The organism is Burkholderiaceae bacterium DAT-1 (genome assembly GCA_019084025.1).
Taxonomy (GTDB): domain Bacteria; phylum Pseudomonadota; class Gammaproteobacteria; order Burkholderiales; family Chitinimonadaceae; genus DAT-1.
Window position 1 is genome coordinate 209,056 of the sequence record JAHRBI010000001.1, and the last position, 26,141, is coordinate 235,196.

At 54.5% G+C, this 26,141-nt stretch carries 31 protein-coding genes; 20 read left to right on the forward strand and 11 right to left on the reverse strand.

The genetic code is table 11. The annotated features are described in order from the left end of the window. The first annotated feature begins 102 nt into the window (after nt 1-102). The 5 genes from acnD (at nt 103) to KSF73_00930 (ending at nt 6,057) form a co-directional block, all read left to right on the forward strand. The gene (acnD, locus tag KSF73_00910) at nt 103-2,709 is read left to right on the forward strand and encodes a Fe/S-dependent 2-methylisocitrate dehydratase AcnD (GenBank protein MBV1774265.1); all 2,607 of its coding nucleotides are present in this window, start codon (nt 103-105) and stop codon (nt 2,707-2,709) included. Nucleotides 2,710-2,721: 12 nt separating this feature from the next. Continuing rightward, nucleotides 2,722-3,105 carry a hypothetical protein gene (locus KSF73_00915; protein ID MBV1774266.1) on the forward strand — a complete coding sequence of 128 codons (384 nt, stop codon included), beginning with the start codon at nt 2,722-2,724 and terminating at the stop codon, nt 3,103-3,105. Nucleotides 3,106-3,212: 107 nt separating this feature from the next. Further along, nucleotides 3,213-4,397 (forward strand): 2-methylaconitate cis-trans isomerase PrpF, encoded by a 1,185-nt coding sequence (prpF, locus tag KSF73_00920; protein ID MBV1774267.1) that lies wholly within the window; start codon nt 3,213-3,215, stop codon nt 4,395-4,397. Nucleotides 4,398-4,655: 258 nt separating this feature from the next. After that, nucleotides 4,656-4,814 carry a hypothetical protein gene (locus KSF73_00925; protein ID MBV1774268.1) on the forward strand — a complete coding sequence of 53 codons (159 nt, stop codon included), beginning with the start codon at nt 4,656-4,658 and terminating at the stop codon, nt 4,812-4,814. Between the two features lie 325 nt (nt 4,815-5,139). Beyond that, nucleotides 5,140-6,057 carry a hypothetical protein gene (locus KSF73_00930; GenBank protein MBV1774269.1) on the forward strand — a complete coding sequence of 306 codons (918 nt, stop codon included), beginning with the start codon at nt 5,140-5,142 and terminating at the stop codon, nt 6,055-6,057. An 81-nt stretch (nt 6,058-6,138) separates the two neighbouring features. On the opposite strand, the gene KSF73_00935 is transcribed toward KSF73_00930, so the two are convergent. Both KSF73_00935 and KSF73_00940 read right to left on the reverse strand, forming a co-directional pair. Then, nucleotides 6,139-6,615: an RES family NAD+ phosphorylase gene (locus KSF73_00935; protein ID MBV1774270.1), complete on the reverse strand. Its 477-nt coding sequence runs from the start codon at nt 6,613-6,615 to the stop codon at nt 6,139-6,141. A 17-nt stretch (nt 6,616-6,632) separates the two neighbouring features. Next, entirely contained in the window at nt 6,633-7,073 is a 441-nt protein-coding gene (locus KSF73_00940) for a DUF2384 domain-containing protein (GenBank protein MBV1774271.1), read from the reverse strand. A gap of 133 nt (nt 7,074-7,206) precedes the next feature. Here KSF73_00940 and KSF73_00945 point away from each other — a divergent pair, with 133 nt between their 5' ends. The 4 genes from KSF73_00945 (at nt 7,207) to KSF73_00960 (ending at nt 9,681) form a co-directional block, all read left to right on the forward strand. After that, nucleotides 7,207-7,635 carry a hypothetical protein gene (locus KSF73_00945; protein MBV1774272.1) on the forward strand — a complete coding sequence of 143 codons (429 nt, stop codon included), beginning with the start codon at nt 7,207-7,209 and terminating at the stop codon, nt 7,633-7,635. Beyond that, nucleotides 7,625-8,092, forward strand: a complete 468-nt coding sequence (locus tag KSF73_00950) for a hypothetical protein (protein ID MBV1774273.1) — start codon at nt 7,625-7,627, stop codon at nt 8,090-8,092. Before KSF73_00945 ends, KSF73_00950 begins: the two co-directional genes overlap by 11 nt. Beyond that, entirely contained in the window at nt 8,082-8,234 is a 153-nt protein-coding gene (locus tag KSF73_00955) for a hypothetical protein (protein ID MBV1774274.1), read from the forward strand. Before KSF73_00950 ends, KSF73_00955 begins: the two co-directional genes overlap by 11 nt. Before the next feature lie 127 nt (nt 8,235-8,361). Further along, nucleotides 8,362-9,681 carry a M48 family metallopeptidase gene (locus KSF73_00960; GenBank protein MBV1774275.1) on the forward strand — a complete coding sequence of 440 codons (1,320 nt, stop codon included), beginning with the start codon at nt 8,362-8,364 and terminating at the stop codon, nt 9,679-9,681. Nucleotides 9,682-9,750: 69 nt separating this feature from the next. On the opposite strand, the gene KSF73_00965 is transcribed toward KSF73_00960, so the two are convergent. After that, nucleotides 9,751-10,065, reverse strand: coding sequence for a hypothetical protein (locus KSF73_00965; protein ID MBV1774276.1), 315 nt, complete (start codon nt 10,063-10,065; stop codon nt 9,751-9,753). A gap of 1,867 nt (nt 10,066-11,932) precedes the next feature. On the opposite strand from KSF73_00965, the gene KSF73_00970 reads away from it, so the two are divergent. Both KSF73_00970 and KSF73_00975 read left to right on the forward strand, forming a co-directional pair. Beyond that, a complete protein-coding gene (locus KSF73_00970; GenBank protein ID MBV1774277.1) occupies nt 11,933-12,631 on the forward strand; it encodes a GNAT family N-acetyltransferase in 699 nt (232 codons plus the stop codon). A gap of 91 nt (nt 12,632-12,722) precedes the next feature. Further along, nucleotides 12,723-13,106, forward strand: a complete 384-nt coding sequence (locus KSF73_00975) for a DUF4902 domain-containing protein (GenBank protein MBV1774278.1) — start codon at nt 12,723-12,725, stop codon at nt 13,104-13,106. Nucleotides 13,107-13,111: 5 nt separating this feature from the next. Here the strand turns inward: KSF73_00975 and KSF73_00980 are convergent, their stop codons facing one another. Then, on the reverse strand, nt 13,112-13,858 hold the full coding sequence (locus KSF73_00980) for an autoinducer binding domain-containing protein (protein MBV1774279.1): 747 nt from the start codon (nt 13,856-13,858) through the stop codon (nt 13,112-13,114). A gap of 374 nt (nt 13,859-14,232) precedes the next feature. Here KSF73_00980 and KSF73_00985 point away from each other — a divergent pair, with 374 nt between their 5' ends. After that, nucleotides 14,233-14,619 carry a VOC family protein gene (locus tag KSF73_00985; protein MBV1774280.1) on the forward strand — a complete coding sequence of 129 codons (387 nt, stop codon included), beginning with the start codon at nt 14,233-14,235 and terminating at the stop codon, nt 14,617-14,619. Here KSF73_00985 and KSF73_00990 read toward each other — a convergent pair. Continuing rightward, a complete protein-coding gene (locus tag KSF73_00990; protein MBV1774281.1) occupies nt 14,616-15,539 on the reverse strand; it encodes an alpha/beta hydrolase in 924 nt (307 codons plus the stop codon). The two genes, KSF73_00985 and KSF73_00990, sit on opposite strands and share 4 nt — an antisense overlap. A 76-nt stretch (nt 15,540-15,615) precedes the next feature. On the opposite strand from KSF73_00990, the gene KSF73_00995 reads away from it, so the two are divergent. From KSF73_00995 to KSF73_01020, 6 genes are all read left to right on the forward strand, one after another. Continuing rightward, nucleotides 15,616-16,452 carry a hypothetical protein gene (locus KSF73_00995; protein ID MBV1774282.1) on the forward strand — a complete coding sequence of 279 codons (837 nt, stop codon included), beginning with the start codon at nt 15,616-15,618 and terminating at the stop codon, nt 16,450-16,452. A 47-nt stretch (nt 16,453-16,499) separates the two neighbouring features. Beyond that, nucleotides 16,500-17,162, forward strand: a complete 663-nt coding sequence (locus KSF73_01000; protein MBV1774283.1) for an O-methyltransferase — start codon at nt 16,500-16,502, stop codon at nt 17,160-17,162. 3 nt (nt 17,163-17,165) lie between these two features. Continuing rightward, on the forward strand, nt 17,166-17,330 hold the full coding sequence (locus KSF73_01005) for a hypothetical protein (protein ID MBV1774284.1): 165 nt from the start codon (nt 17,166-17,168) through the stop codon (nt 17,328-17,330). A 123-nt stretch (nt 17,331-17,453) separates the two neighbouring features. After that, on the forward strand, nt 17,454-18,503 hold the full coding sequence (locus KSF73_01010; GenBank protein ID MBV1774285.1) for a hypothetical protein: 1,050 nt from the start codon (nt 17,454-17,456) through the stop codon (nt 18,501-18,503). Beyond that, complete coding sequence (locus KSF73_01015) at nt 18,496-18,999, forward strand: GNAT family N-acetyltransferase (GenBank protein ID MBV1774286.1); 504 nt, start codon at nt 18,496-18,498, stop codon at nt 18,997-18,999. Before KSF73_01010 ends, KSF73_01015 begins: the two co-directional genes overlap by 8 nt. 13 nt (nt 19,000-19,012) lie before the next feature. Beyond that, nucleotides 19,013-19,684, forward strand: a complete 672-nt coding sequence (locus tag KSF73_01020) for a hypothetical protein (GenBank protein ID MBV1774287.1) — start codon at nt 19,013-19,015, stop codon at nt 19,682-19,684. On the opposite strand, the gene KSF73_01025 is transcribed toward KSF73_01020, so the two are convergent. The 3 genes from KSF73_01025 to KSF73_01035 form a co-directional block, all read right to left on the reverse strand. Next, nucleotides 19,639-20,103, reverse strand: a complete 465-nt coding sequence (locus tag KSF73_01025) for an EVE domain-containing protein (GenBank protein ID MBV1774288.1) — start codon at nt 20,101-20,103, stop codon at nt 19,639-19,641. The genes KSF73_01020 and KSF73_01025 overlap by 46 nt on opposite strands. Then, nucleotides 20,103-20,474, reverse strand: coding sequence for a VOC family protein (locus tag KSF73_01030; GenBank protein MBV1774289.1), 372 nt, complete (start codon nt 20,472-20,474; stop codon nt 20,103-20,105). Before KSF73_01030 ends, KSF73_01025 begins: the two co-directional genes overlap by 1 nt. Nucleotides 20,475-20,569: 95 nt before the next feature. After that, a complete protein-coding gene (locus KSF73_01035; GenBank protein ID MBV1774290.1) occupies nt 20,570-21,268 on the reverse strand; it encodes a YafY family transcriptional regulator in 699 nt (232 codons plus the stop codon). A 326-nt stretch (nt 21,269-21,594) separates the two neighbouring features. On the opposite strand from KSF73_01035, the gene KSF73_01040 reads away from it, so the two are divergent. Together KSF73_01040 and KSF73_01045 are read left to right on the forward strand one after the other, a co-directional pair. Beyond that, a complete protein-coding gene (locus KSF73_01040; protein ID MBV1774291.1) occupies nt 21,595-23,385 on the forward strand; it encodes a S8 family serine peptidase in 1,791 nt (596 codons plus the stop codon). A 14-nt stretch (nt 23,386-23,399) separates the two neighbouring features. After that, nucleotides 23,400-23,942 (forward strand): hypothetical protein, encoded by a 543-nt coding sequence (locus KSF73_01045; GenBank protein MBV1774292.1) that lies wholly within the window; start codon nt 23,400-23,402, stop codon nt 23,940-23,942. A gap of 84 nt (nt 23,943-24,026) precedes the next feature. On the opposite strand, the gene KSF73_01050 is transcribed toward KSF73_01045, so the two are convergent. The 3 genes from KSF73_01050 to KSF73_01060 all read right to left on the reverse strand — a co-directional run bounded on the left by KSF73_01050 (nt 24,027) and on the right by KSF73_01060 (nt 26,138). After that, the gene (locus KSF73_01050; GenBank protein ID MBV1774293.1) at nt 24,027-25,301 is read right to left on the reverse strand and encodes an NAD(P)/FAD-dependent oxidoreductase; all 1,275 of its coding nucleotides are present in this window, start codon (nt 25,299-25,301) and stop codon (nt 24,027-24,029) included. Between the two features lie 154 nt (nt 25,302-25,455). Beyond that, complete coding sequence (gene trxC, locus KSF73_01055; GenBank protein ID MBV1774294.1) at nt 25,456-25,884, reverse strand: thioredoxin TrxC; 429 nt, start codon at nt 25,882-25,884, stop codon at nt 25,456-25,458. Nucleotides 25,885-25,928: 44 nt separating this feature from the next. Then, nucleotides 25,929-26,138 (reverse strand): DUF2892 domain-containing protein, encoded by a 210-nt coding sequence (locus KSF73_01060; protein ID MBV1774295.1) that lies wholly within the window; start codon nt 26,136-26,138, stop codon nt 25,929-25,931. Nucleotides 26,139-26,141 lie beyond the last annotated feature (3 nt).

Here is a 26,141-nt window from a genome sequence, read left to right on the forward strand (position 1 = left end):
GCTGATTGATTCCACGCCCCCTGACCTCGCCGCCGCGAGGGAGCCTCGCTCACGCGAGTCAGTGGCCCAGCGGGAGATTGCTTAACTAGACAGGCAATCATGATGAACACCCAATTCCGCAAACCCCTCCCCGGCACATCGCTGGACTACTTCGATGCGCAAGCTGCCGTCGATGCGATCCAGCCGGGTGCATGGGCCGGGCTGCCATATACCTCACGCGTGCTCGCCGAAAATCTGGTGCGCCGCTGTGATCCGGCCACCCTCACCGATTCGCTGAAGCAGCTGATCGAACGCAAGCGTGATCTCGATTTCCCCTGGTATCCGGTGCGCGTGGTGTGCCACGACATTCTGGGTCAGACCGCGCTGGTGGACCTCGCCGGTCTGCGCGATGCCATTGCCGATCAGGGCGGTGATCCTGCGCAGGTGAATCCGGTGGTGCCGGTACAGCTGATCGTCGATCACTCTCTGGCCGTAGAACATGGCGGCTTCGAGAAAGATGCCTTCCAGAAGAATCGAGATGTGGAAGAGCGCCGCAACGAAGATCGCTTCCATTTCATCAACTGGACCAAGCTGGCGTTCAAGAACGTCGACGTGATCCCCGCTGGCAACGGCATCATGCACCAGATCAATCTGGAGCGGATGAGCCCGGTGGTTTACGTGAAAGACGGCGTCGCCTACCCCGATACCTGCGTGGGTACCGACAGCCATACTCCGCATGTCGACGCGCTGGGCGTGATCGCCATTGGGGTGGGCGGTCTGGAAGCCGAAAACGTGATGCTGGGTCGCGCCTCGTGGATGCGCCTGCCGGATATCGTCGGTGTGGAGCTATCGGGCAAACCGCAGCCGGGCATCACTGCGACAGACGTCGTGCTGGCCCTGACCGAATTCTTGCGTAAGGAAAAGGTCGTTGGCGCGTATCTGGAATTTTATGGAGAAGGTGCTGCCGCGCTGACGCTGGGTGATCGGGCCACCATCTCCAATATGGCCCCGGAATATGGCGCAACCGCCGCCATGTTCTTCATCGACCAGAAGACGATTGATTACCTCAAGCTCACCGGCCGCGACGATGCGCAAGTGAAGCTGGTGGAAACCTACGCGAAGCAGACCGGCCTGTGGGCAGATAGCCTCACCACTGCGCAGTACGAACGCGTGCTCAAGTTCGACCTGAGCACCGTCGTGCGCAATATGGCGGGTCCATCCAACCCGCACAAACGCCTGCCCACCAGCGCGCTGGCCGAGCGCGGCATTGCCGGCAATCTTGAAGCTGCCCGTGCGCAGGAAGCCGAAGGCCAGATGCCGGACGGCGCAGTGGTGATCGCTGCGATTACCAGCTGTACCAACACCAGCAATCCGCGCAATGTGATTGCAGCTGGTCTACTGGCACGCAATGCCCGCGCACGTGGTCTGACCCGCAAACCCTGGGTGAAGACCTCGCTGGCACCGGGATCGAAGGCCGTGCAGCTGTATCTGGAAGAAGCCAATCTGCTGCCGGATCTGGAATCGCTGGGCTTCGGTATCGTCGCCTTTGCCTGCACCACGTGTAACGGCATGTCCGGCGCGCTCGACCCGCAGATTCAGCAAGAGATCATCGATCGCGACCTCTACGCCACTGCCGTGCTGTCCGGCAACCGCAATTTCGATGGCCGCATCCATCCATACGCCAAGCAAGCCTTCCTCGCGTCGCCGCCGCTGGTGGTGGCTTACGCCATTGCCGGTACTGTCCGCTTCGATATCGAAAAGGATGTGCTGGGCGTGGATCAGGCGGGCAAGGAAGTACGTCTGGCCGATCTCTGGCCAAGCGATGACGAGATCGACGCCGTGATCGCCCGCAGCGTGAAGCCGGAACACTTCCGCAAGGTGTACGAGCCAATGTTTGCGATCTCCACCGCGCAGGCCGAACAGGTTGATCCGCTGTACAACTGGCGCGAGATGTCCACCTACATCCGCCGTCCGCCGTACTGGGAAGGCGCACTGGCAGGCGAACGCACGCTCAAGGGCATGCGTCCGCTGGCGATTCTGGGCGACAACATCACCACCGATCACCTCTCGCCCTCCAACGCGATTCTGGCCAATAGCGCCGCCGGTGAATACCTCGCCAAAATGGGCCTGCCGGAGGAAGACTTCAATTCCTACGCCACCCATCGCGGCGATCACCTCACCGCGCAACGCGCCACCTTTGCCAACCCGACGCTGCTGAACGAAATGGTGGTGGTCGATGGTCAGGTGAAGAAGGGTTCACTTGCGCGCATCGAGCCTGAAGGCAAGGTCACCCGCATGTGGGAAGCCATCGAGACCTATATGGCACGCAAGCAGCCGCTGATTATCGTGGCCGGAGCCGACTACGGTCAGGGCTCGTCGCGTGACTGGGCGGCCAAGGGCGTGCGTCTGGCCGGTGTGGAAGCCATTGTGGCCGAAGGCTTCGAGCGCATCCACCGAACCAATCTGATCGGCATGGGCGTGCTGCCACTGGAATTCCAGCCCGGCACCACCCGCCTCACCATCGGGCTGGATGGCACCGAAACCTTCGACGTGATCGGCGAACGCACCCCGCGCGCGACGCTCACGCTGGTCATCCACCGCAAAAATGGCGAGTCGCTGAGCGTGCCCGTCACCTGTCGTCTGGATACCGCCGAAGAGGTGTCGATCTATGATGCAGGCGGTGTGCTGCAGCGGTTTGCGCAGGATTTTTTGGCGGCGAATAAGCAGTAAATGATACTCACCATGATGAGAGTGATTTGGATACGATTTTCACTTGTCCTTGCGTGTATGTTGATACTCGCAGGTTGTACGTTCAATTTTCCGCAGACCACTTCCGCCGATGTCGAAAATCATCGTAGTGGCGTAATGGTGGAAAAATACGAGCTGAAGGCAAATCGTGTTCGAGCACTCTCAGATTGGTTTTCCCATCATCGAGATGGATGGGAACGCAGCTCGGTTAGTTACGTGCCCAACCTTATTGTTCATGCACAACATGCGGACGGTGACACCACAACAATAAATCTCATGTCAGACATGGTTATTGCGTACAACAAGGCCGGGCAATTCAATCAGCGTTTTGGTGTGGCGGAACTATCCGCATTGCGTGAATTAATAAAGCAAAACTGATTCGACAACGCTCGGGCGACCACAGATCGCCCCTACATCTGATGGTGGACATACATTCGTAGGAGCGAGCTGCGCTCGCCCGATTCGCCAAATTTTAAGGACACCCCATGACCCACTCCCCCCAACTCCGCATTCCCGCCACCTATATGCGCGGCGGCACCAGCAAGGGTGTGTTTTTCCGCCTGCAGGACCTGCCCGAAGCCGCGCAAGTGCCCAGCGCGGTGCGCGATGCGATTCTGCTGCGCGTGATCGGCAGCCCGGACCCCTATGGCAAGCAGATGGATGGCATGGGCGGCGGGGCGTCGAGCAATAGCAAGACGGCCATTGTCTCGAAGAGCACGAAGCCCGATCACGATGTGAACTACCTGTTCGGTCAGGTCGCGATTGATCGCGCCTTTGTGGACTGGAGCGGCAACTGCGGCAATCTCACGTCCGCAGTCGGCTCGTTTGCGGTGGGAGCAGGTCTGGTCGACCCGGCCCGCGTGCCGGAAAACGGCATCTGCACGGTGCGCATCTGGCAGGAAAACATCAACAAAACCATCATCGCCCATGTGCCTGTCACCAATGGCCAAGTGCAGGAAACCGGCGATTTCGAGCTGGATGGCGTGACCTTTCCATCCGCTGAAGTGGTGCTGGAATTTATCGACCCGGCAGATGACGAAGACGCGGGCGGCTCGATGTTCCCCACCGGCAATCTGATCGACGATCTGGAGGTGCCCGGCATCGGCACGCTCAAGGCCACGATGATCACCGCCGGTATCCCCACGATCTTCGTGAATGCCGACGCGATTGGCTACACCGGCACCGAACTGCAAGACGCAATCAATAGCGATGCCAAAGCGCTGGCGATGTTTGAAACCATCCGTGCCTATGGTGCCGTCAAAATGGGCCTGATCAAGCACATCGACGAAGCCGCCGCCCGCCAGCACACCCCGAAAATCGCCTTTGTCGCCCCGTCCAAGGACTACACCTCGTCCAGCGGTAAAGTGGTGAAAGCGGAAGACATCGACCTCCTGGTGCGCGCCATGTCCATGGGCAAACTGCACCACGCCATGATGGGCACCGCCGCCGTCGCCATCGGTACCGCGGCTGCCATACCGGGTACGCTGGTCAATCAGGCTGCAGGTGGCGGCCGCAAGGAAGCCGTGCGCTTCGGCCATCCGTCCGGCACGCTGCGTGTAGGCGCGGAAGCGGTGGAAGTGAATGGTCAGTGGACGGTGAAAAAGGCCGTGATGAGCCGCAGTGCGCGGATCTTGATGGAGGGCTGGGTGCGAGTGCCGTTTGAGGGGTAAGGGTGATATGCTCCCCCTCATAAAAAGAGGGGGAAACAATGAGTCAAATTGTTATTTTTCAGGCAAGCGAAACCGATCCGGTGACAGTCAGACTGGATGGCGAGAGCGTGTGGCTGACGCAAGAACAAATGGCGCAGTTGTTCGACAGAGATCGAACCGTCATTTCAAAACACATCCGTAATATTTTGCGGGATGGTGAGCTCGATGAGAATTCAGTATGTGCAAATTTTGCACATACTGCTTCTGATGGGAAATCATATGTTTGTCGATTTCCTGAACCGGAACCATGCATTGTTCCGCGATGGTCAGCCCGTGATCAATGATATCGGGCTCGCCGCCCTGGCCTTGCTGGTGGCCGAATCTGATCCGGCGCAGAAGGAAACGATGATCCGGCTGATCGAGAATATGCTGGCGTGATCTCTACCAATCACGCCAATGACACTCTGCATGGTCACCGCAATCGCTGGCTGAGCTTGTCGAAGCCGGAGGTTCCAACCACCCTTCGACAGGCTCAGACTACGAAATACAACTGTCATTATCTGATATGGACACGTCGCGCATTCATCCGCACAATCAGTGCGCCAGTATAATTTATTTGAGGAACTTAAAATTGCGTCGAATAGTAATTTCTTCCATCCTATGTACATCTCTCACGACCACTTCTCTTTTTTCAATTGCCAACGGAAAAAATTCAGAAAAGGCATATCCGGGCACAATTTATCTTTACGGAGAAAGCCATGGCATGGAACGCATTCTCAGCAAAGAACTCGATCTGTGGAAATCCCACTACAATAACGGCATGCGCCATTTATTTACTGAAGAGCCCTATTTCACGGCCGAATTTAAAAATATCTGGATGAAAGATAAGGATGACCATATTCTTGAAGAATTAATTAATGATTTCAAAGGCACATTCTTCCAGTCACCATATTTTCAAGCATTTTACAAAAACATCAAGATTTGTTGTCCGGAAACCGTTTTTCACGGGACGGATATCGGCCATAAATATTACGCAACAGGCGCACGCTTCAAGAAATACCTTGAGGATCACGCTTTAACTCACACAGATCAGTATAAATTGACGCTGGAGGCCATTGATCAAGGAGCGCGCTTTTATGATGGAGAGGATGGCATTTATCGTGAAAACCAAATGGCGCGCAACTTCATTCGCGAACTCAAATCGATCAATGGCGCCGATGTCATGGGGATTTATGGTGGCACGCATGTTCGGCCAGGAGGCAAGGACGCTGACGGCGCTGTGATTAACATGCTTGAACAAATCAAGCTTAAATATGGACCATCCATCCAGGTCACGAACCTGGCCTATCCTGACAAACTGTCATCGCCCATTAGAGTCGATCAGATTTCCATTAACGGGAAAATGTATTCAGCCAGTTATTATGGAAAAGTAAATTGGCGCGGATTTAAGAATATCGACTTCAATGAGTACTGGCGACTGGAAGGAGCCTATTCTGATCTGGCTTCTTCTAAAAAAATAAACAGCACCATGGAGTACGATGAATTCCCCATGGCCATCGAAAAGGGACAGGTGATTATTGAGGATGTCGTCACGTCTGACAAAAAGGTGTATCGCAGCATTTACCGAACAGATGGCACGCTATTGAATGGCCAACCCGTAGCAGAAGAATTATCCCTATAGGCGGAGAGTTAATTCTTCCACGTCGACTACCCTTCGACTTCGCTCAGTGTGCGGTACATCGCAGGCCGAGCCCCTCGAAGCCTACCCCACCAACCTGCCGTCATACACCCATCGCCGCACCTTGTGTGCGGTGATGCGGCCAGCGTCCGGGTGCGCCGGGTTGATCAGCACATTCAGTTCTTCCGGCACCACCACGGACGGCACTTTCAGCACCGCGCTGTCCGATGCCCGAATCCAATCCATTCCCGCATCAAGGCTCACCTTGCCCGCAGGCAGGGCGTCCCAGCCAATATGCGCGGCCGGATCAACCCAGTTGGCGTGCTGCCAGAGGTCTTCGGGGATATCGATACGCACCAGATAGCGGTTGAGCGGCAGCGCAACGGCATTCAGATGCACCACGGTTTCGAGGCAAGCCAGCGCGATATTGCTGGCCGCATAAACCACCGGCGTGCCCACGCGATTCCAGCGTCCGCCGGATTGCTTGGCACCGAGGCCGGATAGGTCATCCGCTGTGTAATAGGGGGTATCGGTCGCGATACGCCAGACGGCGTGCGGCACAGGTAAACGGTGTACGTTCACAGATAGGCGCCCGCCTGCATGGCGGTCAGCACGCCGGACACCAGCGTAAAGCCGGCAGACGTGCCCAGATAATCAGCGGGACGTTTGCCATTGAGCGCCGGCAGCGGCGACTCGATCCAGTCCGCCACCCAGCGTGGTGCATCAAAACCGGTTGGATCACCCGATTCATCCACCATTTTCTGCACCTGACCAATCAGCGCGGCGAGATTCACCAGCCGTTCGCTGTCGTCGATGGTGAGGTTTTCCAGACGGCTAGCCTTACGGTTTACTGTCGCCACCGGAATACGCAACACCCGCGCCAGCTCGGCCTGCGGCATGTTCATGTCCGCCACCAGCTCCTTGAACTCAGTGGCCGGCACGCCGTCCTGAATCATCCCGACCCGGTCGATCAGCGGCATTTCATAGACTTGCCGGAAATTGCCTAGTGCGTGTGCCATCGCGATGCTCCCACCCAACCAAAACCACTCATATGAGCACCCAGTATAGCTCAAATGAGCAGATCAAGTGAGAGCAAGTGCGTGCATATCCGTTATGTTAATCTCACACCATACAACAATGGAGGAACTCAGGTTGCGGCTGTCACTTCACGAATCCGCCGGACTCGGTCTGATCATTGCACACCCAAGCGGCGTCATTTACTCGAATCAGGCGGGCGGTACAGCGTGCAGGCAGCCCGAACAGGAGGGCATCTATATCCCGATACGCAATGATATATCCGTGCCAGACGGTAAGTTGCTATCGCCAGAGCATGAGCTGAATGCCTATTTTTCGACGCGGGATACGGATCGACTCTGTGAGTCGGATATTACATACCTGAGTACAGCTTTGGCACGCTATCGCCTTGATCATTGCATCCAGATCGACCTAGCCAGACTAAATGACTCCATGCAGGCTTGGGTCTACGTCTTGATCACACAAGCGGAAAGTCAAAACCATAGTCTGTTCAATCTATCGAGCTATCCGCAAGGCGGCGTACTGGTCTGGGGGAATGGTGATTAAATCATCTCAATTCGTGCGCCTACTCATCCTGATGTCGCTCGCGCTATTAGGCTGGAGAGCAAATGCCACCTCCCTCACGCCACTGAGCCACACACAACTCATCCGCACATCGGACCTCATCGCCGACGCCCTGATCATCAACGTGATCGGCAAAGACAGTTCAGGAACCGAGGTTCATGATGATGCCTTGGAAATCGGCCCAGGCATCAGCAACCAGATCATTTATCAATTTAAGCTGATGCGCATTCTTAAAGGTTCGGGCGCTCGAGCCGGAATGCAGATCGAGGTGACAGAAGCCGGCCTCCGATATCTCAACATGCAATACGAACGTGAATATGAGGGTGCATCCGTGCGCGTTTACCTGCGTAAGAATCGCGAAATGTGGCACTTTACCCACCCTGCCCGTCCTTTTATTCTCAGAGCCTTACACAACAAGGTGAAGAAAAATGGTGTTTAAAGCAAAACTCAATGCTCTACTGACCAAACGAGGTGGCTATCTATATGTCACCCCGTTTGCACTTTGTATCGTCTATCTTGCTATCTGCACCGGTGAAGTGGTGGGCAAATGGATGTACCAAGTCGTCAACGCGGTGCTGTGACCAGACACAGTGCCCATATCGTCGTGAAACTGTTGCATTTCCCTGCACATCCGAGCACCTAAGCCCACCCGCAGGTATAAACGCGCTACCCTCAGGATCACAACGATAAAATCTTACCGGAGCCCCCATGTTCAGATCTCGCCTGATGGCATTTACACTGGCTGGCATGCTTGGCGCGATGGGCGTGCATGTCCATGCAGATGAGCCTGTTGTACCCGTCACTAATGCGCAGTTTCATATTACGCCGGCCAATGATGCCTGGCGGGCGTCGTTACCGCGCGATGCAGACAAAGCCACGCAGGCGTTTATGGATCGAATTCCCGGAGTGGTCCGCACGCGTGCGAACGATTACTTCGAAGGTGGCTACTGGCTGCAACTCTGGAACGTCCTGCTGGGTTTGGTCGTGTCAGCCGCCTTACTCTCGGGCAAGCGATCGGCAAAGATTCGCGTTTGGGCACAGCGTCACGCTCCAAACCGTTTTCTCGGTCATACCTTTTACGGCGCGGCGTATTTGACGGTCAGTTGGACGCTCACACTTCCCCTGACGATATATCAGGGATTTCTGCGGGAGCATGCGTATGGGATGGCCACTCAGGCATTTGGGGCATGGTTTGCCGAGCAGCTGATAGGACTGATCATCACCGTTGTCGTGCTGCCTCTGGCATTTGCCGTGCTGTATGCCACCATCCGCAAAACCGGCGAACGATGGTGGATGTGGGGCACCGGATTAGCCATGGCCTTTATGGTACTGGCCATGGTGATCAGTCCTATTTGGATTGATCCGTTATTTAACACGTATAAGCCCGTTCCCGATGGTCCGATCAGGTCAGCAGTGCTGACCATGGCAAAGTCTAACGGGGTGCCTGCGGACAATGTCTATGTATTTGATGCCTCCCGCCAGACAACACGCATTTCAGCCAACGTAAGCGGGATATTCGGATCTGCTGCAGTCAGGCTCAACGATAACCTGCTTCACAAAACCAGTTTGCCGGAAATCCGGGCAGTCATGGGTCACGAGCTCGGCCATTACGTGATGAACCATGTAGCCAAGGCACTGTTAGCCATGACCCTGCTATCGCTCGTGGTTTTTCTGCTGGTCTCTCGAATCATGAATGGTCTGCTGGCCAAGTATGGTGCAGGATGGGGCATCCATGGCATGGATGACATCGCCAATCTGCCCCTCTTATCGGCTGTATTTTCGGTCATTATTCTGCTGGCAACCCCGGTCACCAACACGATTATCCGCACTCAGGAAATTGAAGCTGATCGCTTTGCGCTGAATCTGGCACGCGAGCCGATTGGTCAGGCAGAGGCCTTCCTCAAGCTGACCGAATATCGCAAGCCAGACCCCACTCCCATTGAAGAATTCATCTTCTTCGATCATCCCAGCACACGCTTCCGGATTCATGATGCGATGCGCTGGCGCGAGGCGATGGGCACCCCCTGAGCAACTCCTCCCGGCATGAATGCGCCCCACCCGAGCGGTGGGGTTGGTTTCGCAGCACAAGCGGAACGACTATGGCTCAACCCGATCGATTGCATCGCGGATTAATTGAGCTTCCTGCTCGCTTGTACGTGCATTTGACTGAGCAACTCGCTCGACACCCGCCTTGCCCGGCTGCGCGCTTGCCACAACCACGGCCTGGTTTCCGGCCGAACGAGCCAGTGATACCTCTGCCGCTGGCACAGTGATCTCTTTTGCAGGATTGGACTGAACGGCCTGCAAGGTATTCGTACTATCGAGCGGAACTGACTCGGTACGGGATGAATATATACCAATACCCATTACTGACAATACCAGTGCAACGAGCGGGGGAGCTAATACAACCATGATCATTTTCCTTGATATTAAAATTCATTCATTACTAGAGCGGGGCTTACGCAGCCTGTACATCCATGCATTCAATTTCATGACATCCGATCCAGCCCAGACAGACACGACATCGATATCTGTCTGGTCGACACTGTCGCGGATCACTGCACGAGCGGCCACTAAACAGTGCTAATTTCACCCTAACCGCTCACTAACCAACCATACAAATCAATCAGTTATACTAATCACAAGGTTTCCATCCGTATTTTCTGGTAGTACATGTCTACGTCCCGGCAGCCATCAGTCAATCGGCAGACAGACCTGACTGATTGCAACCGCAACGTTTTTTTAAACAAACATGCAGATAGCCGGATATCTGTAAGCTGATTTGCCAATACCCAATACAAAAGAAAAGGAATTGGTAAAAATTAAGCATAGCAATGACACCACCGATCTTTCGATGTACATTAATCGCAAGGTGAATGCATGATCACGCGGGTAATATCATGCAGCTGCATCAGGATTCCAATGAATGGATTTACATAGGCGCGCACCTCTTCATTCAGTGCCCGGCCTTGCTGAATCAGTGCTGGATACAACACTTTTAGCGGCGCATCGGATTCATGGTGAATCGAATATTTCCGCCATCAATATTCATATGATCAAAGAAAGATAGCGTACATATATGCCAACAAGCGCATATCTCGATATCGGTTGTTACACCCAATCACGATGAATCACTCAAATTGACATACCCACTATTTCTCATTCCTGCTGTCATATCAGGGGCCGATAAAAAGTCCGCTCGATAGGTCTTCCTATTTACAGAGCCGCTCGAATCATCACCAGCATGCATCCGAGCAATGACTCATGTGCCGATCTCTTTACAGTTTTACCATCCAGACTTCAGAGGTAAGCCATCATTTGCGTCATCACTCATATGATTTGCATTGCCGTTTACGTTGTACTCCGGCAAGCGGGATATCATCATCCATTCACTTATTAAGGTTCTAGATCGAATGATGCATTGCCTGCTTCTTTGCCTATTCAAAAATCAACTTCGCGACATACCCGGAATCTGACAATACCGTCTGGCAATTCACGCGCACAATCAAGGGGGAATGCACTTTTAAGGCATCCATTCCACATTGGAAAGTGGTGACACCACATCCAAACACCGCTCCGGCGCAGTTGAACGGCCAGCACCTCAAGGCCTGGCAAGGCAAGCACGTTCGTGCCTTTATTTATCCATGCCTCCCGGCTGCCAATGGCGAGCAGATGAATCGCCGTGTCAGTGTTCGATCCGTTCTAATACACGTTGACCTGTCACACACCTCACTCAAACCTTTGGCTTTTGCACTCTTGAACTTGAATCGCACCAGACACGCTTTTTAATCGGGCAATCATCAAACTGAATCATGACCGCATTGTTGATGATCGATCTATTGAACCTCCACCTTCAAGCTCATATATACGAAGCAAGATGCCACAGCCGTTGATGCACCAGCTTTATCCGAACAGCTTCAATATCCCGCACATAACTACCAGACTGAAAAGACGCACTCAGCCTATCCCTCTTTCATGCCTAGCAACTTGTACTTTGATACACAGATGGAGTATTTACTCACAATGAAAATCCCTCTACACCTGGCGCATACTTTTAAAATGGCTATATTTATGCAACCCGATCAATCCGCATCAAAAAATACAAAATCACCCAAACAATCAATACATTAACCATCATGTCGCGACATTCACAATGCGACACATGCTATATTCGCCATACCCGAATCCAAGAAACTGAACCTGTCATTTTTGACAGTATGTCCGATATTGAAATTCATTCGACCATGGGCTACCGCAATCAACTCCATGGACCCCCAGAATGAACTTCCAGACCGCATCCGCTCGCAATTTATCCATTTCCACAATTGAATCACTTGCCCGCTATCGCTATCGAGTGTTTGTCCAGCGTCTAAACTGGAGCTTGCCCAATGTGCAGGAGGGATATGAACAGGATCAATTCGACTTACCCGACACCATTCATATCATCGCACGCAATCATTCAGATCACATTGTGGGCTGCGGACGACTTCTACCCACCACCGGGCGCTATCTGCTCGAGTCGGTATTCCCGCAGCTATTAAACGGAATTGAGGCGCCCCGTCACGAAAAGGTTTGGGAGCTTTCACGGTTTGCAGCGATGGATCCGATGGATCAAGGCGCAGAAGGTGACATTCATATGGCAGAGCGCGTACTCCTGCAGGCGCTTCGTTTTTGCAATGAGCAGGCCGTCACGCACTTGATCGCCGTGTCTACTACGCCAGTGGAACGTCTGCTACAGCGTGCAGGTGTCGAATGCCTGCGTTTTGGTCCGCCTGAAATCATTGACGGCAAACCTGTGCTGGCATTCGTGATTGCAGTCACCGCACGGTCGATTGCGGCACTTGAACAGATCGAGGCTGCGGCCATTAAGCGCGAACGTCCGTCCAGACTACAGCGTTCTGATGGGGTACGCGCCATGGAAACCTTGCTTGAGCTGACACAGACCAGACAGGCGCCAATAGCCGCATTGCAAGCATGAAACCCATCACGGAATGATTGGCATAGCCGGCATGCCTCACGTACATTTATTCTTGAACCCGCCAGATTCGGCACCTCAAGAGGTCATCCGAATGAATTTGCATATTTGCATACATCCAAACGAGCTGAAGCACTACACCCATACCCATCTCTACTCGGAGATGGACGAGCTTGATCCCGCCTCTTGCCTGCCTCTCGGCAAAATCAGGGGGTATACCGAGTGGGCAAGCAACCGCCGTCCCTGCGCGCTCAGCTTTTCATGGGACTGGGATTACGACTGCCGACGGCTCAGTATTGATGCACGCTGGGAAACCCTGCGCACCAATGTACGCATGGTGGATCATGAGGGTACCCATCTGAACGACTGGGATACTCGGCGTTTCATCGCCCACCTGATGACCGAACTACAATGGGAACATACAATTTCCAGCGTGCTCGGACTGACACTGATGCCGTCAGTGACGGTGACCCGGTAGGGTCTCTACCATAATAAACCGAGCATAGCGGCTCTCACAGCCGCACTGGTGCGGTTGCAAGCGCCCAGCTTTGCAACCGCACTATTGATATGAAAGTTCACGGTGCGCTCGGCAATATCCAGAATATTGGCGATCTCGGCAGACGTCTTACCCTCTGCGGTCCAGCGCAGCACGTCAATTTCGCGATCTGTTAAGCGGACATCGGTCGACCACGTAAACTCCGCACCGCCAGCCGATTTCATGGCTTCATGCGCGGCATGAACCAGCCATTGCATGAACGGCGTCAGCCGGTAGAGTTCGGATTCGCTTAACTCGCCCTGACTGCGCGCCAGCACCAGTAGACTGTAGGTTCCCTCTGGATCACGACGGGACTGCGCCCATCCGTAATTCAAACCGTAGGATTTTGCTTCTTCCCAGAATGCGGGCACAGCCGCAAAAAATGCATCATTCCAAATGGCGGGTGCCGAACTGCGCATGCCATGGGCAACAGTCGGGTCGATGTCGATATAGCCCCGCTCCTGATAGCGGGCCAGCCATGCTGCTGGGTAATTACTGTACATACTGGTGCGAGGCCGCGTAATCGGCAGCGGCATACGCATCCCATGCGTGCAATACTCAAACCCCAATTCCTGAGCATACACAGCAATGCACTCGAAACAAGAATCCGCATCGGCAGAATTCGCCAATTGATCCAATAGCGCCAGTTGCCTTGGGTTCACAATCCCTCCGTCATACTTATTTTGTAGAGCCATCGTCCAAACCGAGACAGTGCAATCGCGGGCACGTTGCCAAGCGAGGCCTGACACCATCTTGTTCAGTTTTGACAGGGGTTCTTGATTGTACGTATTGTTTGTACTTGTTCTGACGATGTTGGACGAGGATGGCAGCTAAGTCAATTCATGCCATCGGCATGATGCTACCCAGAACGCTCAATGAAATAATGCGACAAACCGACTTACCGCCGGCTGAGCACTGCTCATTTCCCCAATAAATCATCGCAATACGATTTTCATAGTTTTTTTTAATTATACATCGACATTCAATAATATTGATAGCTAGCATTGCCTGGCCTGCCCGGACCATCAGTCGGTAGGCTTACATCTGAAACAGCTAGGAGGCTTAACTCATGATTGATCACACCGGCGTTGTCGTCAGCGACTTCGAACGTAGCAAAATGTTCTATCAGCAGGCACTTGCACCCATTGGCTACACCATGCTGATGTCTTTCCCTGCCGAAGTGACCGGCCACACCGATGTGGCGGGCTTTGGCGAGCCGTCTAAACCTGATTTCTGGATCAGCAAAGGCACGCCGAATCGTCCCGCCATCCACGTTGCATTTCGCGTCAACACACGGGCCGAGGTCGACGCCTTTCATGCCGCAGCCCTTGCAGCTGGCGGCACCGACAATGGGGCACCCGGATTACGCCCGCATTATCATCCCGATTATTACGGTGCATTTGTACTCGACCCGGATGGACACAATATCGAAGCGGTATGTCACGCACCTGTTTAATGCGTGCCGGATGATCGATCTTTCGAGCCCGGCAGCAACCACATCAGGCCATGGGTATACGTGATCGGATTGACTGTGAGGTGATCTTCGCCTGCGATCACCTCGTCCAAAATCTGAAGATTCGGGAATCGTGCCTTGCGCAGTGTGCGTGCAAAACGCTTCACTTCGTCCACCATGTCCGTATCACGATTAAAGCGCGGGTCTGGTTTGTGGGGATTCGGGTTGGGGCGCTCAAACGATCCGATACCCAGATAGATTCTTGCACTCAAATCATGTCTAGCATCCAGCATCGAATGAAGCCGTTTGAATATCCACTCCTTGTCGTACCACAGTGACGGGCTGCTCAGCAGGTATTGCTGGAACATTTCGGGGTCAGACACCAATACATAGGCACCGAACAAACCGCCAAATGAATGCCCGATCAAGGTTTTGCTGTTCATATCAGCCCGGTAATACTTGCTGATCACGGGAAATATCTCCTGCTTGATATGCTGGCGATAGGCCTCTGCTCCACCGTGCGGCCAGACAGTTTCTCCCGGTTCGGTTTCATACCCGCTTGCAGTGGGGGTGTAATCGCGGTTCCGGCTTTGTTCTGGCGTGTTACCGGCTGCATAGGACAAGCCCACCACAATCAAGTCGCTCAGATTGCGCGACTCGTGATGCAGACGCGCCACCATCGCGCGCACGAGGGGAAAGCCGTAATTCGCATCCGTGACAAATACGACAGGATAACGGCGTGTGGACGATTCATATCCTGCTGGCAAACTGACGAACACTTGATAGTCGCGCTTGAGCAAGGTCGAATGGATGTCGCGGACTTCGGTACGGCTTAATGAATACGCAGGCACAGATTCGCCCGCACTCGCGGCCACGCCACACAGACTCAGACAGATACTCAGCAATTCAGACAACATTCGCATGAAACAGGCTTTCGTGTTGGAATGCTGACTAGCGTAAATCAATATAGAAAACTTTGTCTAGAATGATTTTTCTACAATGACTCACCTGCTCGGCCGTATTCTCATTTCTCTATTTGCATGTGGCATCAATCTGTCTGTTGGCGCGGTGTCCGCATGGCAGCCTTTTGAGTGGGTGTCGGCGCGACTGTTCGGCCAGACTGAGCCTCACGCAGCCATCCTGCTGCGCATTCCATATCAAGGAAAAACCTGTCTGGTTCAGCTGGACACCGGATTCCACGGTATCACCTCTGGGTCATCACCTGCACATTTGCGTGAGGCCGTGGATCAATGGTTCGATGGTGCCGAGACTGGCCCAATTGGTGAGCACATGCGCTGTGGCAGCCTTGGCGCGGGGTATTTTGCGGGCAGCACGCTGGCAATCGACTTTAAGGCACAGCGGTTGCGGCGCATCGGACAAACTTCTGCGATTAGCTCACCTGCCGGCGAGCCACTGAAGCTGATCACCGTACCGGACTGGGATGGCTTTTTTCCTGTGGTCGAAGTCGAATTTCCGCCACTAGGCCGGATCCCTGTGATGATAGACACGGGCGCGGCCGCATTTGGAGTGGCCTTATTCGAAGAATCGGACTGGCAGGTGATCACTGCTCAAACCTCAATTGCAACCGACACCGCTGCTCGCGGTCAAACGCGGGCCCAATGCCAATCCACCGTGGAATCCCAACCAGTCTCAATCGGTACACAACTCAGTCGGGAATTGCATCTATCGCACTGCATTGCTGCAGATTTCAAGCCCCCAGCCGGCGTTCGCGGCGTGCTGGGCATGAAAGCCTTCGAGTCGGATGTACTGTATCTGGATTTTGTGAAGGGGCAGTGGCATGTTTCGGCTTCAGATCAATCGGCCCCGGTTCTCTGACCGTCACGTGTACGGACGCATTTCCTTCATCCACACAGGTTATCTCCATGCCCCTCTCCATCTGGACCGCAGTCGACCAATACTTTAGCGATCAGCTTCATCCAAGCGATCCCGTTCTGGATCGCGCTCAGGCACGCGCAGATGCGGCCGGACTGCCGGCACATCAAGTTGCGCCGAATCAGGGTGCATTCTTGCAGCTCATGATCAAACTCACCGGCGCGACCCGCATTCTGGAGATCGGCACGCTGGGTGCTTACAGCACGATCTGGATGGCGCGCGGGTTATCTGCAGGCGGGATCATCCACACGCTGGAAGCGAACCCCGTTCACGCTGCTGTGGCACGCCAGAACATTGCCGACTCGGGTGTCAGCGAGCGCATTCGTCTGCATGAAGGAAAGGCGGCGGATACACTGCCCTCACTCGTCCATGAAGGCCCGTTTGACCTGGTTTTTATTGATGCCGACAAACCCTCAAATCCGATCTACCTCAAGTGGGCACTCGAATTGTCACGCCCCGGCACGCTCATCATTGGTGACAACGTGGTCCGCGATGGCAAGGTAGTAGATGCAGCCAGCGACGATGCAAATGTACAGGGTGTGCGTACCTATATTGACCTGATCGCAGCTGATCCACGACTGGAAGCGACGGCACTGCAGACAGTCGGATGCAAGGGATATGATGGGTTTGTCATAGCAAGGGTATTGGGGTGACATGTGACTGAGCTCTCCCCGCTTCCCGATTCGCCAGATAGCCGCAATGCAACTCGGCATCTCTACGACAATGCACCGGGGTATTTCCGGGCAGTGTATGGCCGCGAGTGGTCGGAAGCGGAAATAATCAACAAGGGAACCGCATCATTTGGACTGACAATTGAATGATGAGGCTGATTGATGAGCTGTGATGTCCGGCCGTGATTGACTTGTATTTCAAGCCTAACCTAACCCGCTCTCACTGAACCTCAACAGATCCACACCAACCGAAGGGATTCGTGGTTTTTCACCATGAATGCTTTTGCGTCGGATGTGCTGTATCTGGATTTTGATAATAGACGGTGGCATGTTCATGCCTTCAGCCCAATGGGATCCATGATGCGATTCGTTGCAATTTTTTTGAGCCTGCTACTGATATCCGGCGCGCAAGCGGCCTCCTCCCCAGACACGCCCGGCCCATCAGTTCATGATCTTTCATCCGTATTCGTAAATTCGTACGATGCCACAAGTACAAGTCCTATTTCGGAGCGAATCCACGCACTCAAACAAGCAATGAATCAACAATTCCCTGGCTTTTATGGGATTGAGCGATTTAATGGCAACCTGTCGGAAGCCGAACTCGACGGGCGGATGCGCAAGGCCCTTTCTGAGTTTGACGCCATACGTAATGATTACATTGAAAAAGCCCGGCAATTTAGCGCCCGCTATCAAGCTGACCTTGTCTCGTTCAAGCAGGCATTTCCGGGCTTCCAGATGACTTTACCGGTATACCTTGTTCATTCGCTTGGCGAAATGGATGGCGGGCCACGCTCCTTCAACGGCCAGACCTATCTCGTGTTTGGTCTTGATGCCATGGTGCGTTATCACAAGGGGTTTCGCAGCGAATCCACTTTCTTTCATCATGAGCTGTTCCATATCTATCACGGCAGTTTTTTTAACAGCTGCGCAGAGCTCTGGTGCAGATTGTGGACCGAAGGACTAGCCGTTCATGTCTCCCGCACACTTAACCCTGATGCGAACGATGCAGAAGCATTGCTAGACTTCCCCCCAGGCCTCCACTCCCGCACACTGGCTGCCTTGCCGGAAGCGCTACATGATCTGCAACCCAAGCTGGATAGCTCGGACCCTGCCGTCATTTCGGAAATCGCAAATACAGGTCCGGAAACTGGAAGGCTACCTCGCAGGCGTGCATACGTTATCGGCTGGCTGATTGCCCGCGAGCTCGGTCAAACACGGTCGCTGGACGAACTGGCCAGACTGCCGGATGCTCAGGTACGGCCCTTGATAGACAGCGCGATACATGCCCTCCTTAATAAACATGAAAACATGAAGCATGACTGAGCTCTTACCGCTGCCCGATTCGCCAGATAGCCGCGATGCAATTCGGCATCTCTACGACAATGCACCGGGGTACTTCCGTGCAGTGTATGGCCGCGCGTGGTCGGAAGAGGAGGTCATTGATCTGTTCGAGGCCTGCCCGCCCGCCGTGGCGCGCACCCGCAAACATGTATTCGGAATATATGACGCTGCCAAACTGGTTGGCGTAGTCGACCTGCTACAGGGATTTCCGGACGATCAGACCTGCTACATCGGCCTGCTGTTACTGGCGGAATCGCATCAGGGCAAAGGTCTTGGCACCCGCGTGCTGACCCAGATCTGCACGCAGGCGTCCCATTGGCAACTGTCGCAATTACGACTGGCCGTGATCGAAACCAATCTGCCTGCGCTTAATTTCTGGCGCAGGGCAGGCTTTGTGAGGCAAGATCGCAAACCCATTGTCGGCTGCATCGCCGATGCGCTGGTGATGACGCGTCCGCTGATAACAAAAATCGATTGATGAGGAAGCTATTGTGTTTGATATTCGTCGCGTACAGGTGCATTCCCTGAAAGAGTTTTTCAAAGAATTCGCCATGATTGTCATTGGTATTCTGACGGCGATTGCCATTGAACATCAGTATACAAAAGTACATAAACGACATGAGGCGGAACTGGCGACTCAGCGCATTCGCGCCGAAATCGCCAGCAATCTCAAATCCGTAGAGGAAAGCATCGCCGCAAATCGCCAAGCATTGCAAACGATAAACGAAGTCGAAAGACAGGTCTTATCCGACATCCGGTCCGGCTTGCCTCAAAGCAAAGTGGCGGCCTTGCTCGAGAAGCATATGGATGGCCACTATGGCATCGGCGCATCCTCGATTGATCCCGCGCAAGATGCCTGGGATGCCGCCATTGCCAGTCAGGCGGTGGCGCATATGCCATCGGAAGAACTGCATACTTTTTCCAAACTGTACGCCCATCAGCGCAGTCTGGTTGAGCGGCAAAGCGCCTTCAAACGCGGCATCAGCGATGTCCTCCATCCTCGCTGGAACGCACTGGTCACCGATCTGGAACTCCACCAGGTCAACCCGGTGGAGTTTCTGAAGGCATTGCGCGAATTTCAGCAGCGGCTGACCAACTTGAATCAGGCTCAGTCAGACTACGCCGCAGCACTCAAAGCGTCCGGCCACAGCGAGCCGGCGTAATCCGGCTCCACCGCCATCGCCTGCGCAATGACCTGCATATCGGATTGCGCGATTTCAACCAGGCCGAAACGCAGCATATAGCCCCAACCGGGCTTGCCCGCTGAAAATGACAGGCGATCCAGCAAAGGCCGAATGGCTGCTTGCACAGACGGAAACCAGTCGACATCCCGGCGGAACGGGTGGAATCCACCGCCCATATCCGCCTGATAGGGGATGCCTTCCCTGACCTGACCGATTGCAGTGAATTGCATCAACCCATCCTTCACGCCCATGACCTGGCTAGGCGAGTAATACACGACAAGATCTCCCGGCCGCATACGCTGCAGGGGCTTGCATTTGCCATGGCACACTTGCATGAAGCCTGCAGCCCGCCCGATGCTGACGTGATCAGCAGATGCAACTGCCAGCCAGCACTTCATTACATTGCCCCCGGCGCAAACACCCGCAGACGATGCCCATCCGGGTCTAGCGCCACGAATGTATAGCCAAAGTCCATCTGGGTAGGCGTCTGTGCCATAGTCAGTCCGGCTGCCGTCCAGCGTGCAAACTGTGCATCCACTTCTGCATCCGATTCAACCGTGAAGCACAACTCCCCGCCGCCGCCCTTCTGGTTCGCAGCAGGCTCCACATGACTGACCGTCCACATCCCCAGCTTGTGGCCATTTTCAAGCACAAAGAGCGCAAAGCCGGGCGAGCACTCTACTGGCTCGATCCCCAATAGGCCGCGATAAAAGTCGGCACTGGACAGGGGATTGTCAACGTACAGCAGGGTATAGCTGGGATGTTGCATGGTATGCCTCCACTCGGTGTATTCCGGCACCACAACGGGCCGGCTGATGAAACCCAGTGTACGCATCACTACTGACAGAATATGTCAGCAGTAGACTACCTCGTAGCGAAATCGCCGATCCCCTCCAGTTCGCGCCATGCCTTGAGCAGCATGAGGCGGCGTTTGGGATAACGAGAATCGGACAACTGAAGGGACTCAATGCGATCGGTACGAAAATGCCGGAATGACTGTCGCAGCTCGCACCAGGCGACCACCACCCGGACTTGATCGAAGAAAGCGAGCGCGATTGGCCAGATGGTACGCGTGGAAGCATCACCCTTTGCATCCCGATAGGCAATGGTGAGCACACGTTCTAGTCGAATCGCCAGACGTATGCGCGGCAGCTCGATATCGCCAGCCATAGGTGCATTTGGCGGGCCGACCAGCAAGCCGGATTGATCGACTTCGCGTCGCAATTCTTCCGGGAGCACTGCCTCGATTTTCGCCAGCGCATTGCGCGCAGCGGCGCCCAGGCCGGGCTCGCTCTTGAAGGCTACCCAGCGTACGCCCAGCACAAGTGCTTCGAGCTCTTCCTGCGAAAACATCAGGGGCGGCAGCATAAAGCCCGGGCGCAGTACATAGCCCAGCCCCGGCTCACCATCAATACTGGCACCTTGCGCCTGAAGTTCGGCGATATCGCGATACAGGGTACGCAAGCTGATACCGAGTGACTCGGCAAGCACTGCCCCCGTCACCGGGAAGCGGTGGCGACGCAATAGTTGAAGGAGATCAAGCAGACGCTGGGCGCGGGACATGCGCATATCCTGCCACAAATTGGCAGCATTCAATACAGGCGATGTGTTTCATTCAACCCACAGCGTTTCATCTACCTGACAGGCGGAAACTATTTGTGCAATGCAAAATTTGTAGATCATGATTGGCTCGACTCAAGCCAGTCCAAAGATAGCGCAATGCACAAAATATGCAATATATGAATCATTGCATTTCCACTTTAGTCCAAATAACTTTCGATTCATTTCACATGCCATTTACCCAAATCTGACATGCGTGTCATGATCCACCCCCGTGCAAACAAGCACTTGTTGTCCTGATATCAATAATCACAAGCATGGAGGATCGGATGAAACCGAAAATCTGCACACTGGCGGTTTGCGGTGCGTTGTCACTCGCTTATGCGCATGCTGCATCAAACTATCAACTTCAGCCGGGTGACCCGCTCGTCAAGGAACAGTGGTACCTCAAAAACACCGGGCAAACCGCCTTTTCGGCGCGTGGGGGTAAGGCAGGTAACGATCTCAATTTGGCCTTCACCCATTTACGCGGTATTCGCGGCGTGGGTATTACCGTTGCGGTGATCGACGATGGCCTCGAAATCGCCCATCCGGATCTCGCTGCAAACGTCAAACCGGGCTCCAAAAATTTTGTCACGGGCACTGATGATCCGACGCCGAGTGGCAACAACGGTCACGGCACCGCCGTTGCGGGTGTTGCGGCAGCGGTAGGCTGGAACAATATCGGTGGCCGCGGCGTCGCACCCAGCGCAGGTCTTAAGGGTTACAACTACCTGCTCAATCAAAGCCAAGATGCGTTCTTGCACTCACACGGTAAGCTCCCCAATGACGCACCGCTGGTGTCTAACACCGACTCACGTGTGTTCAACCAAAGTTATGGTTCCAGTCTCACTGGCGGCGTGAACGCCGATACCAGCGTCAATCTGAGCCTGCGTCTGCAAGAACAGACGTATGAGGAAGTGACCCGCTTCAGTCACTGGGGACGCGGATCGCTATTTGTGAAATCTGCGGGCAATGGTTACAACAATATCACGGTGGGTCTGACTGACGGCAACACCGGCTACGTCTTCAACGACCGCGCCATGCCGCTGCAAGATGCCAACCTTGAGCCAGCCAATAATAACTACTGGAATATGGTCATCGCCGCCCTGAACGCAGATGGTGTGCGCTCGTCCTATTCCACACCGGGCGCATCTGTACTCCTGACCGGTACGGGTGGCGAATATGGAACCGATAGCCCGGCAATGGTCACCACGGATCTAACCGGGTGCAAACGCGGATTCAATGTCACCGGAGCGACTTCAAACTCGCTTCAGGGCGGTACCGCACTTGATCCGAACTGCAACTTCACCGGCCAGATGAATGGTACCTCGGCTGCCGCACCATCCGTGTCCGGCGCGGTTGCATTGGTGATGTCCACCAATCCGGCGCTGAACTGGCGCGATGTTCGCCATATTCTGATCAGCACCGCTCGCAAGGTCGATGCAGACAATGCAGGCGTGTCGCTGGATGTGCTCGGCAAGGATGGCAGCAAGACGCCTTATGTCGCGATCCCGGGCTGGCAGAAGAATGCCGCCGGATACAATTTCCACAACTTCTACGGCTTCGGTCTGGTCGACGTAGACCGCGCGGTCGAGGCTGCTTTGTTCTATAGCAATCCGCTGCCTGCACAGATCTGGACTGACTGGAATAAGGTGAGCAGCAATGCGCGGATTCCGGACGGTAAACTAGACGGCGCATCCAGCACCTTCGAGCTAGCAGACAATATGACCATCGAAGCCGTACAGGTTCGCGTGAATGTCGCGCATACCCGTCCGCGTGATCTGGCTTTTGAATTGATCTCGCCGTCTGGCACCCGCAGTGTCATTTTGTCGCCGAACAATTCTTTGCTGACCACCCGAGCCCTGGCTGAACAGCGCATGCTGTCCAACCATTTCTATGGCGAATCGGGCAAGGGCAAGTGGACCCTGCGCGTCATTGATACCAGCGCAGCTGTAGGTGGCTACTACCTCTACAACGCCGGTTCCGGCGCATGGAGTGCTGCACGCATCAATAACAATGCAACCGATGGCACGCTGCAATCGTGGTCGATCCGCTTCATCGGTCACAAGAAGAGCTAATAGGAGTGTCAATCATGAACAAGACTTCAACATTCCGCCCCCTGCTGCTGGCAAGCCTGACCGCACTGGGTGTAGCGAGCACTGCACATGCTGCCAATACAGTTCGTCCGAGTGCAGCGGCACTCGCAGCCGCACCCACCATCAGCCCGCTGGCAAGCAAGCAATCCGGTCAAGCATTCGTGATCGGCGGCCAGAGATGGTTCAAGGTTGCTGCAAGTAGACAAAACGCGAACCTGCGCGGAACCGGCAAAAGTGCAGCGTCCGCTCCCGGCAATCCTCCTGACGGATTGTATATTGGGGATGAATTGCATAATGAAGATGATGCGGTACCGGGCGTCGTCAGCGGCGGATTGCTGGTCAACCTGAAAGCGGCGGACAGCTATGCCAGCGTTGCCAAACGCTACAACCTGTCGGTGCAATTCCGCACACGTGACATGGTCTTGCTGAAGGCGCCGGCCGGGGTAGAATTGCAGGCACTGACCCAGCAGCTGGCAGCAGATCCGGATGTGCAGGCTGTTGAGCTGGAATTGGTCAGCAACCGCGCGATGGCCAACTAAAGCGGCAGGACAATCTGCAAACGACTCAAGTAAACAAGCCGCTGAGCAACGCCCAGCGGCTTGTTTTATTTGTGCGCCGCTTCACTAGTGATCCAGCCGTTCAATCCCAAGTGATTTGAGCACATATTTCTCGTAAATCGGCTCGGATGTGCCAGCCTTCATCTTGTGCATGAAATACTTTTCGAAGGCGATCTTGGCAAGATGCACCCACTTGCCCTTTTTAAACCAGTTCACGTTTCTGGGTGGAATTTGCGGTAAGGCCACAAAAGCGGCACCGGTATCGCCCATATCTGCAAGGCAGATTGCGTTCCAGCTGCCTTTGGCCGTGCCTGGCTTGCCATCCAGATCAGCCGCAATATTGTGCACAATCGCGGTGACCATGGTTTCGATCATATAGCCTGTCTTTGGTGCGCCCGTTGGTACAGGAGTCACCTCAACAGGCGGAATTGCAATGCACACGCCTGCCGAGAAAATATTGCGATACTTCTTGCTGCGCTGGAATTCGTCTACCAGAACAAAACCGCGCGGATTGCACAGGCCTTCGACAGATGCCACCGGGTCGACGCCCTTGAATGCGGGCAACATCATGCTGAACTTGAACGGCAGTTCGTGCTCCTTTTTCACATTGCCCTGATCATCCATTTCGGTGACGTACATTTTGCCGTCTTCTACTTTGGTAACCTTGGCATTGCAGATCCACTTGATGTCGTTATTGCGGAACTCGCTTTCCAGCATGGACTTGGAGTCGCCCACGCCGCCCAGCCCCAGATGCCCGATATAGGGCTCACTGGTGACATAGGTCATGGGAACCTTGTTGCGTAGCTTGCGCTTGCGCAGATCAGTATTGAAGATAAAGGAAAACTCATACGCAGGGCCAAAGCAGGATGCACCCGGCATGGCACCAATGATGGCCGGCCCCGGGTCTTCCAGAAAATGCTTGTATGCCTCGTGCGTGCGCTCTGCATGATCGACGGTACAGATCGACTGGGTGAACCCGCTATGCGGCCCCGCGCCGGGCACTTCATCGAAGGAAAGCTTGGGCCCGGTGGTAATCACCAGATAGTCGTATGCCAGCGTCGACTGATCAGCCAGCAGAAGCTGACTGGCCTCTGCATCGATTTTTTCCACCCGCTGCGCGACAAAACCGATCCCCTTTTTTTCCAGATAAGGGCGAATCTGGAACGTAATATCCTCGCGTTCGCGCCAACCCACGGCCACCCATGGGTTAGATGGTACAAACTGGAAGTAATCCACCGCATTCACCACGGTGATCTGATGGGATGAGCCAAGCTTTTCGCGCAATTCATAGGCGGCGGGCATCCCGCCCGTCCCTGCGCCCAGTACAACGATATGTGCCATGGTTGTCTCCTTTGAATGCCAGGGCGGATCGAAGGCCGGCTGCTGCCGGTCAGCGGGGCGACTCTATGAATGGTCGCTCAATCGTTCACATCAACTATCAATCGATTCCATCAACTTACTGCGGTATGTCGTGGGAAAAGGCGGATTGCATCCCTTACATGCTTCGTAGCGACTGCCTCACCCATTCCAGCAACGCGCTCGCCTGCAATACGCCTGACTGCCGCGCGACTTCCCGCCCCTGATGCCACAGGATCAGTGTGGGAATACTGCGGATGCCAAAACTGCGGGCAGCAACGGGCGCGGCATCGCTATCGACTTTGACGAAACGGATCATCGGCTCGCTTGCGGCTGCGCTTTCAAATTGCGGGGCCATCATGCGGCAGGGGCCACACCACGCCGCCCAGAAATCAATCACCACGGGCAATTCCGTATTGGCCAGAAATCCAGGGAGCTGGGTATCAGACAGCGCCACGGGTTCAGCCGCCATCAAGGGCGTCGAACACTTACCGCAGTTGGGGCCATCGTTGAGGCGCTCGTCTGGAATACGGTTGGTGGCACCACAATGTGGACACGACAGATGCATGAATCACTCCTGACAAATTGTTTCCGAAAAACGAATGCCGGATATTAGCACCCGCCCCGTACACCCACCTTGCGCAGAATGGTTTCCATCAGGCACCACTTGGTGAGGCCACTTTGTAGCAGATTCACGCCCACAAAGGCAGTAAAGGCCAGCCACCATTGCGACAAGAAAACCGGGCTGCCGGGGATACCCACCGCCAGACTCAGCAGAATGAAGGTACCGGCTACGATGCGGACAATACGCCATGAAGTCATGAT

Coding starts and splice junctions, on each gene's coding strand:
- acnD (MBV1774265.1), top strand. CDS start 103: ATGAACACCCAATTCCGCAAACCCCTCCCCGGCACATCGCTGGACTAC.
- KSF73_00915 (MBV1774266.1), top strand. CDS start 2,722: ATGATGAGAGTGATTTGGATACGATTTTCACTTGTCCTTGCGTGTATG.
- prpF (MBV1774267.1), top strand. CDS start 3,213: ATGACCCACTCCCCCCAACTCCGCATTCCCGCCACCTATATGCGCGGC.
- KSF73_00925 (MBV1774268.1), top strand. CDS start 4,656: ATGTTTGTCGATTTCCTGAACCGGAACCATGCATTGTTCCGCGATGGT.
- KSF73_00930 (MBV1774269.1), top strand. CDS start 5,140: ATGGAACGCATTCTCAGCAAAGAACTCGATCTGTGGAAATCCCACTAC.
- KSF73_00940 (MBV1774271.1), bottom strand. CDS start 7,073: ATGGCACACGCACTAGGCAATTTCCGGCAAGTCTATGAAATGCCGCTG.
- KSF73_00950 (MBV1774273.1), top strand. CDS start 7,625: ATGGTGATTAAATCATCTCAATTCGTGCGCCTACTCATCCTGATGTCG.
- KSF73_00955 (MBV1774274.1), top strand. CDS start 8,082: ATGGTGTTTAAAGCAAAACTCAATGCTCTACTGACCAAACGAGGTGGC.
- KSF73_00960 (MBV1774275.1), top strand. CDS start 8,362: ATGTTCAGATCTCGCCTGATGGCATTTACACTGGCTGGCATGCTTGGC.
- KSF73_00965 (MBV1774276.1), bottom strand. CDS start 10,065: ATGGTTGTATTAGCTCCCCCGCTCGTTGCACTGGTATTGTCAGTAATG.
- KSF73_00970 (MBV1774277.1), top strand. CDS start 11,933: ATGAACTTCCAGACCGCATCCGCTCGCAATTTATCCATTTCCACAATT.
- KSF73_00975 (MBV1774278.1), top strand. CDS start 12,723: ATGAATTTGCATATTTGCATACATCCAAACGAGCTGAAGCACTACACC.
- KSF73_00980 (MBV1774279.1), bottom strand. CDS start 13,858: ATGGCTCTACAAAATAAGTATGACGGAGGGATTGTGAACCCAAGGCAA.
- KSF73_00985 (MBV1774280.1), top strand. CDS start 14,233: ATGATTGATCACACCGGCGTTGTCGTCAGCGACTTCGAACGTAGCAAA.
- KSF73_00990 (MBV1774281.1), bottom strand. CDS start 15,539: ATGCGAATGTTGTCTGAATTGCTGAGTATCTGTCTGAGTCTGTGTGGC.
- KSF73_00995 (MBV1774282.1), top strand. CDS start 15,616: ATGACTCACCTGCTCGGCCGTATTCTCATTTCTCTATTTGCATGTGGC.
- KSF73_01000 (MBV1774283.1), top strand. CDS start 16,500: ATGCCCCTCTCCATCTGGACCGCAGTCGACCAATACTTTAGCGATCAG.
- KSF73_01010 (MBV1774285.1), top strand. CDS start 17,454: ATGAATGCTTTTGCGTCGGATGTGCTGTATCTGGATTTTGATAATAGA.
- KSF73_01015 (MBV1774286.1), top strand. CDS start 18,496: ATGACTGAGCTCTTACCGCTGCCCGATTCGCCAGATAGCCGCGATGCA.
- KSF73_01025 (MBV1774288.1), bottom strand. CDS start 20,103: ATGAAGTGCTGGCTGGCAGTTGCATCTGCTGATCACGTCAGCATCGGG.
- KSF73_01030 (MBV1774289.1), bottom strand. CDS start 20,474: ATGCAACATCCCAGCTATACCCTGCTGTACGTTGACAATCCCCTGTCC.
- KSF73_01035 (MBV1774290.1), bottom strand. CDS start 21,268: ATGTCCCGCGCCCAGCGTCTGCTTGATCTCCTTCAACTATTGCGTCGC.
- KSF73_01040 (MBV1774291.1), top strand. CDS start 21,595: ATGAAACCGAAAATCTGCACACTGGCGGTTTGCGGTGCGTTGTCACTC.
- KSF73_01045 (MBV1774292.1), top strand. CDS start 23,400: ATGAACAAGACTTCAACATTCCGCCCCCTGCTGCTGGCAAGCCTGACC.
- KSF73_01050 (MBV1774293.1), bottom strand. CDS start 25,301: ATGGCACATATCGTTGTACTGGGCGCAGGGACGGGCGGGATGCCCGCC.
- trxC (MBV1774294.1), bottom strand. CDS start 25,884: ATGCATCTGTCGTGTCCACATTGTGGTGCCACCAACCGTATTCCAGAC.
- KSF73_01060 (MBV1774295.1), bottom strand. CDS start 26,138: ATGACTTCATGGCGTATTGTCCGCATCGTAGCCGGTACCTTCATTCTG.